Below are 6,663 nucleotides of genomic sequence, written 5' to 3' on the forward strand. Positions count from 1 at the left end.
ATCATTAACATTTGGCTTTTGTGTATAGTATTCGGTGATTAATCGGGGGACATTTACCAGTTCCGATTTAGGGACTTGTTTTCCGGCATAAGGATGGATGCTCATAAACTGCCTTTGATATTGATATGGGTATATTCTAGCATGATTCCATTGACCTTCGGGTTACGATGGATATGAAATACTTTATAATAACAACCCTTGTGTTGCTAAAATGGCCAAGAGACCGATAGCCCCGGCACACAGACTTAATATCAGTACCATTCCGGCAAGCATGTCTTTGGTTCGTCCGATTTGCGGATGCAGTTCGGGATGCATATGATCGATCAGCACTTCAATCGCCGAATTAGCCAATTCGGCAGCAATCACGAGGCTAATACATAATATGATTAATGCCCACCACAGTGCTGATGGCTGCAGCCAGAGAAACAGAAGTAATACAAGTGCAGCCATGACCCAATGACGCCGCATATTGGCTTCTGTATGTGTCGCATAGACAATCCCTTTCCAGGCAAATCCGAATTTTCGTTTTAACGGTTGATTTTTCATTGCTCACTCCTAAAATGTATATATTTTTTAAAATTGAGCCATTCATAGAGGCTAATCGCAATGATAAACCACAAACTACCCAATAAAAAACCGGCTAAAACATCACTGACATAGTGTACTCCGATAATAATTCGACTGCTTGATAGCAGTAATACAAAACTCATCCCTGCAAAAACAATCCAAAACTTTCCATTCCAACCGGTTGTGTGCCGCCACCACAAATAAAAGCATACGGCATAAAATGACATTGCAAGTGTTGAATGGCTGCTGGGAAAAGAGGGTGAATAGATAACGAATAAGGCTTCCGTAGGACGTGGACGGGCAAATCCATATTTACCCAACGTAGACATGCTGATACTCCCGATAGAGCTGATGAACAAGGGTAAAGCCCAATAACGATTTCCAAAGACAGTGAATGCTATAAAAGTAATAATCCATAACGGAACTAGAACAGTAGGTGTGCCGAGCATGGTGATAGCATAGAATACAGAGACAACCCATTCGGTATGTGCTTGCACCATGGATGCAGCGATCCAATGATCAAACTGTACAATAAAGTCTTGGTCTACGACGTCCTCCACCACTCCTGAAAGCAAAAGTGTGATTGCGAAAAAAACGGTGGCGGCAAGGGTTAATGGCAGACCGCTTAAGTGTTGATTGTCAAATCGTCTTCTTAATAAACGGATGAGTCGCGGAAAAGGCACATTGATCCATTTAAAATATCTAATAATGTGGTGTAAACGTTTCAGCATGGGTCGTGAAAATCGCCATAAAAATAACCAAAGCAAAACCCAACCTGCAACAATCCACCAGCCGATATGTGCCAATAAAAATGTTCCACGCGGTTGAACCCATGCCCAAAGCATATCATCCATTCATTTTCTCCCTTGTGGATGGTTAAGATGAAGTAGTATCCGGTATTCTACACTTTTATCCGATAGGTTTACGTATAGGCTTAATGGAAAAAGCTTATAATGGTTCATCACGGAGGTAATAGATGCATATCCTGCTAACCGGAGCGAATGGCTATATTGGCCGACGGCTCAAACATCAACTGATTGCCAATTCAGACCTAAGGTTGCGGTTGATGGTCCGAAATGTCAACAGCATTTCCGAATCAGCCAAAGAGCAGTGCGAAATAATTCAAGCCGATGTACTTCATCCACAGACACTTGATGCGGCACTTGCAGGGATAGATGTTGCTTATTATCTTATTCATGGATTAAATGAGACTAATTTTAGAGAGTTAGACCGCCAAAGTGCACAAAATTTTTTGGATGCCTGCATTCGTCAAAAGGTCAGAACCATTATCTATTTAGGCGGGTTAGGGGACAAAAAGACGGGGAGTGAGCATTTACTGAGTCGGATCGAAACAGGGGAAGTCCTCAGCTCCCGCCCCGACGTAGTGCGCTGTATATGGTTTCGTGCCGGTGTCATTATCGGTTCAGGGAGCGCAAGTTTCGAGATTATCCGTCATCTGGTTCAAAAACTCCCGATTATGATTACCCCAAAATGGGTCAGTACTATGGTAACCCCCATAGGAGTAGAGGATGTTCTCACGTATCTGCGAGCCGCACTTGATCTAGAAACAGCATCGAATCTGATGATCGATATCGGAGAGGAAAAAATGAGTTACGGAGACCTTATGCTTCGGGTAGCTTCAGCGATGGGGCTGAAGCGTTATCTTTTCCCGGTAAATGTCTTGACGCCAAAACTCTCATCATATTGGCTTGCTCTTTTTACGCCTGTCCCCTACAGTGTTGCCAGCTCTCTGATCGAAGGTCTAAGGAGCGAAGTGACGGTTACAAACAATCTGCGCCATGAATGGTTTGATATCAAAACCCATTCGCTCGAAGAAGCAGTGCATCAGGCGATACGTGAGATCGAATCTAATCAGGTATTAAGCCGATGGAGCGACAGCGGTGCAGGTACATGGGAAATCGATCATGCCCATGATCCTGCCGATGCGCTTTTTATGGACCGAAGAATTATTGATATCGGCATGATTGAACCTAAAAAAGTGTATGAGAGCTTTTGTTCCATCGGCGGTGAAAACGGATGGTACGGATATGACTGGCTGTGGAACATACGCGGATTCATCGACAAGCTCTTTAAAGGGGCTGGTACCAACCGCGGACGCAGAGATCCGAAAGTCTTGAGGTTGGGGGATAGTGTCGACTTTTGGAAAGTGGTGGATATAGTCGAAGATGAAAGGCTTTTGCTCTATGCTCAGATGAAGCTTCCCGGAAAAGCATGGCTTGAGTTTAAGATCCATCAAGGGAATCTGATCCAAAGTGCTTATTTCTATCCTTACGGCCTTTTAGGAAGGTTCTATTGGTATGCATTGATTCCTTTGCATTATTTGATATTTACTAATATGGCCACATCGATTATCGACAGAAGCAAGTTACCCTTTCATTCGTAGCAGCAATTTAACACTTACTCAATTCGCTCTTAAAGTAATCAAGTGCGCGCGTTGAGCTGGATTTATGATTGACGATCGGATGTGAATACCCCTGGATAGGATAGTTTATCAGAGATTTTTCATCCGATAAAAATTTAGTGGGAATATCACGTACCTCAGGTAAATAGGTTTTAGTATAGAGTCCGTTTTTGTCAAATTTAGCGCTTTGGATATAAGGGTTGAAAATCCGAAAATACGGCTGCGGATCGATCCCGGTTCCCGCGCACCACTGCCATGAGAGGATGTTGCTGGCTGCATCGTAATCCATCAGATGCTCTGCAAAAAACCGTTCTCCCCACTGCCACGGCAAGAGAAGATTTTTGGTAAAAAAAGAAGCGCAGATCATCCGTACACGATTGTGCATCTCTCCGCTCTCCAGCAGTTGCCGTATTCCGGCATCGATAATAGGGATTCCTGTATTCCCGGTGCAAAACGCCTCATAGAACTCATGATTTTCGATACCTCTGAAGGGATAACGGAAATTTTTCCATTCCAGATGGGGGAAGTGGTACAGCAACATTGCGTAAAATTCCCGAAAGATGAGTTGGCGAAAAAATGGTTCGCTATCAACTCCTTTCTGCTTTTGTACCATAAGCCATCGCAAGAGGGCACGAATAGAGATCGTTCCAAACCGCAGATCAATACCCAACCATGATGTCGCATTGAGCGCCATAAAATCACGATCCCTTTGATAATTTTCCAGTTTGTCTTCAAATCTGGCCAGTTTTTCTTCAGGAGATAGAGTCTGATGCTCGCTTAGCGGCTGGGGAAAAAAGCCAATAGCTTCCAAAGTGATAGGGAGAATCGTGTGTTTGTTTCTGTCAATGCTGTGGATTACAGAGCAATCAAAATCGATGCGTGTTTGTTTCGCCGGAAGCGATTCGGCCATATGTTCCGGTCGAAAGAGTGTTTTAGCACGGTTATAAAACGGGGTGAAAACGAGGTAGGGTGTCCCGTTATTTTTAAGCAATTCATCGGGTTTAAAGATATAGGTGTCGTTCAGATAGTTAAAAGGGAGTAGAAGTGAGACATCCCGGTCACGTTTGCGGGCATAACTATCATAATCACCGGATGCGCATACTTCATGAAAACTCTCTTGTTTTAAGAGCAGGGTAAAGACATCGATCGGTTTTCCATAAAAAATAGCCAAATCAAGCCCTCGTTCTTGCAATGCTGTTTTGAGTCGGATAAGGGCATTAAAAATAAAACCGATTCGGCGGTCATTTGCGGAGAGTTTTTCGAGTATATTGGTATCGAAAATAAAGATCGGGAGGACTTCCCCTTCAAGCGAGAGGAGAGGGTTGTCCTCTACTCTTAAATCGCGTCGAAACCACAAAATGCGACGCATTGCTATTTTCCGCTGCTAATGTGGGAACGGAGAGCCAGAGTTTTAGGGTAGGGGCTTAGAAATGTTTGTTCCAGAAGGTACTCCGTATTGTATTTTTTGGCGTAGAGATGGATTGTTGACAGGGGGACGATAAGGGGGATAATCTTATCCGTATAATCGTTTATTTGAGTGTGGAGTATCTCTTTTTCATTTTTAGTGAGATCGTTTTTGAAAAATCCGACCAGATGTTCAAGAACGTTACGCGTTTTTTTGATGGAGCTTTTACGTGCAATTGCAGTCTTGAATCCCAACTCATACATCCCAAACAATGTCTCAAACGCAAGATTATCACGATTGGCGACGATATTCCCAAGCTCTCGATAGAGCCGCTCGTCTTTGGACTGAAGCATGAATTTGTTTATGGTATGAAACCGAACCAAATCTCCTATGTTGGGAGAAGAGGTTTTGAGTTTTTCGATTGCTTCATAAGCGAACAGCTGCATAACAAAGTTTTCACGCAGCCATGCATCTTCGAGTCTCCCTTCCTCTTCCATCGGAAGGAGAGGATAGCGCTCACGGCAGATTCGTGCGAAAATACCGTCCTCTTTTCCCTCCACCATTCCATTGTCGAGATAGAGTTTGGCACTTTTCATCCCGCAACTGGGGGATTTAGATTTGAAAATAATCCCGCAAAGCGGTTGTGCTTCTAGTTTCGTGAGCTCATAGAGGCTGGTTTGCTCCAGGGCATCGGTAAGGTCTTTTTCCGATTTATTGGATATTACACGGATACTTTCACTTCCCTTTACGAGATGAACCGAAGGGCGGGGGGTTCCAAATGCGAGATGCTCTGGACAAAAAGGGACGAATTCGGCAAATTCACTCAGCTCATCCGTGATAAACCGATCCCGTTTATGTCCGCCGTCAAAGCGGATACTTTCTCCTAGTAGGCACGCGGATACGGCAATTTTCATGTTTTTTCCCTTCTCTCTTTGATCCGTCGATGGTTCTGTTTTTATCAATGATACCAAGTTTCAGATTATGTACCTAATGGACAATCAATGCTTAGCGGTAGTATCGCTATCCCATTCTAAAGCTAACATCCTTTTTATCTACGGCTTCATTGTTTTTAATATCATAAATCCCCTCAAAACTAAAGGGAAACTGACCGTTGAACTCACCGATACGGGCACCGGTAGCCGTTGTTTCGGCATAGTAGTAATCTTTTCCGTTGATACGGAGTCTGGCATTGAGAAAGGGAATTTCGGAGGTATCGTTAACATGAACAACGACAAAGACATGATGGCGGACATAGACAAACCGGTAATCGATCCCTTTTTCATTAAGCAGTGACGCGAAGAGATTCGATTTATCATCACAATCGCCCCAGTTTGAACGAACTACATCCAGTGCATTACGGCTGGTATAGTCCGTTTTATAGGGGATATGGGTGACATAATCAAACAGTTTTTGAGCTTCGCATCCATCATCACCGTTGCATCCTTGCGTAAGACGTGTTGCAAGGCTTAAGAGTTCCCCTTTTTTTGCCAGATTGGTTTTAATAACCATACCGTTGAGTTCAATAATACCTTTGTCAAAAGGAGTGACAACTTCATTTAAATGCTTAGGAAGATAAGGACGAAGATCCCGCGTTTCAATAAAAGTGATCTGCATACCTGCATAGACGAATAAGGTAACAACGCTGCCAACGATTAAAAGGTTTATAAAACTGGCTTTTGACTTAATAGAGGCTGGCTGAGCAGAATGCAAAGCGGCTGAGCGGATGATCTCGCGATAAAGGATTACACCCAATAGCATCAAGACTAAGATCTTTATTCCGAGATTTTCCATGTTTGATTTCCAGGTTGCTATTGAATCTATAAATGTTTGGCGTTCTGAAGCAGCATGGGAAAAAAATACCAAAGTGCTTCAAATATGGTGTTATTTTAACATGAAGTTGTGACATGCTAATTTATTTATGTATGATGATTGCATTGGCGAAAGTATTGTTTGTGTAGGGAAAAATTGGAGCTGATTTGGTTGCGGAAACAGGATTTGAACCTGTGACCTTCGGGTTATGAGCCCGACGAGCTACCGGACTGCTCTATTCCGCGACATAAAAGTGGTTGTAAAAGTAAGTGTTTTTAAATATTAGAAGAGATAATATCTAGGATTGGTTGCGGAAACAGGATTTGAACCTGTGACCTTCGGGTTATGAGCCCGACGAGCTACCGGACTGCTCTATTCCGCGGTATAAAAGGTGGATGGGGAGGAGGGATTCGAACCCCCGAATGACTGGACCAAAACCAGTTGCCTTACCGCTTGGCGA

At 43.4% G+C, this 6,663-nt stretch carries 6 protein-coding genes and 2 tRNA genes; 1 reads left to right on the forward strand and 7 read right to left on the reverse strand.

The window, feature by feature from the left end; all coding sequences use genetic code 11:
• Nucleotides 1–183: 183 nt before the first annotated feature.
• Both PHP90_RS13420 and PHP90_RS13425 read right to left on the reverse strand, forming a co-directional pair.
• Nucleotides 184–546 (reverse strand): diacylglycerol kinase, encoded by a 363-nt coding sequence (locus PHP90_RS13420; RefSeq protein ID WP_299930927.1) that lies wholly within the window; start codon nt 544–546, stop codon nt 184–186.
• Nucleotides 543–1,421, reverse strand: a complete 879-nt coding sequence (locus PHP90_RS13425; RefSeq protein WP_299930929.1) for a phosphatase PAP2 family protein — start codon at nt 1,419–1,421, stop codon at nt 543–545. Before PHP90_RS13425 ends, PHP90_RS13420 begins: the two co-directional genes overlap by 4 nt.
• Before the next feature lie 122 nt (nt 1,422–1,543).
• Here PHP90_RS13425 and PHP90_RS13430 point away from each other — a divergent pair, with 122 nt between their 5' ends.
• A complete protein-coding gene (locus PHP90_RS13430; protein WP_299930931.1) occupies nt 1,544–2,971 on the forward strand; it encodes an SDR family oxidoreductase in 1,428 nt (475 codons plus the stop codon).
• A 7-nt stretch (nt 2,972–2,978) separates the two neighbouring features.
• Here the strand turns inward: PHP90_RS13430 and PHP90_RS13435 are convergent, their stop codons facing one another.
• The 5 genes from PHP90_RS13435 to PHP90_RS13455 form a co-directional block, all read right to left on the reverse strand.
• Nucleotides 2,979–4,358 (reverse strand): deoxyribodipyrimidine photo-lyase, encoded by a 1,380-nt coding sequence (locus tag PHP90_RS13435; RefSeq protein ID WP_299930933.1) that lies wholly within the window; start codon nt 4,356–4,358, stop codon nt 2,979–2,981.
• A gap of 2 nt (nt 4,359–4,360) precedes the next feature.
• Complete coding sequence (locus PHP90_RS13440; protein WP_299930935.1) at nt 4,361–5,308, reverse strand: DUF523 and DUF1722 domain-containing protein; 948 nt, start codon at nt 5,306–5,308, stop codon at nt 4,361–4,363.
• 106 nt (nt 5,309–5,414) lie between these two features.
• Nucleotides 5,415–6,185 (reverse strand): transglutaminase-like domain-containing protein, encoded by a 771-nt coding sequence (locus tag PHP90_RS13445; RefSeq protein WP_299930937.1) that lies wholly within the window; start codon nt 6,183–6,185, stop codon nt 5,415–5,417.
• A gap of 186 nt (nt 6,186–6,371) precedes the next feature.
• Nucleotides 6,372–6,448: transfer RNA gene (locus PHP90_RS13450), tRNA-Met, on the reverse strand.
• Nucleotides 6,449–6,508: 60 nt separating this feature from the next.
• A tRNA-Met gene (locus tag PHP90_RS13455) sits at nt 6,509–6,585 on the reverse strand.
• Between the last annotated feature and the right edge of the window lie 78 nt (nt 6,586–6,663).

This window comes from Sulfuricurvum sp. (genome assembly GCF_028712165.1).
Lineage (GTDB): Bacteria > Campylobacterota > Campylobacteria > Campylobacterales > Sulfurimonadaceae > Sulfuricurvum.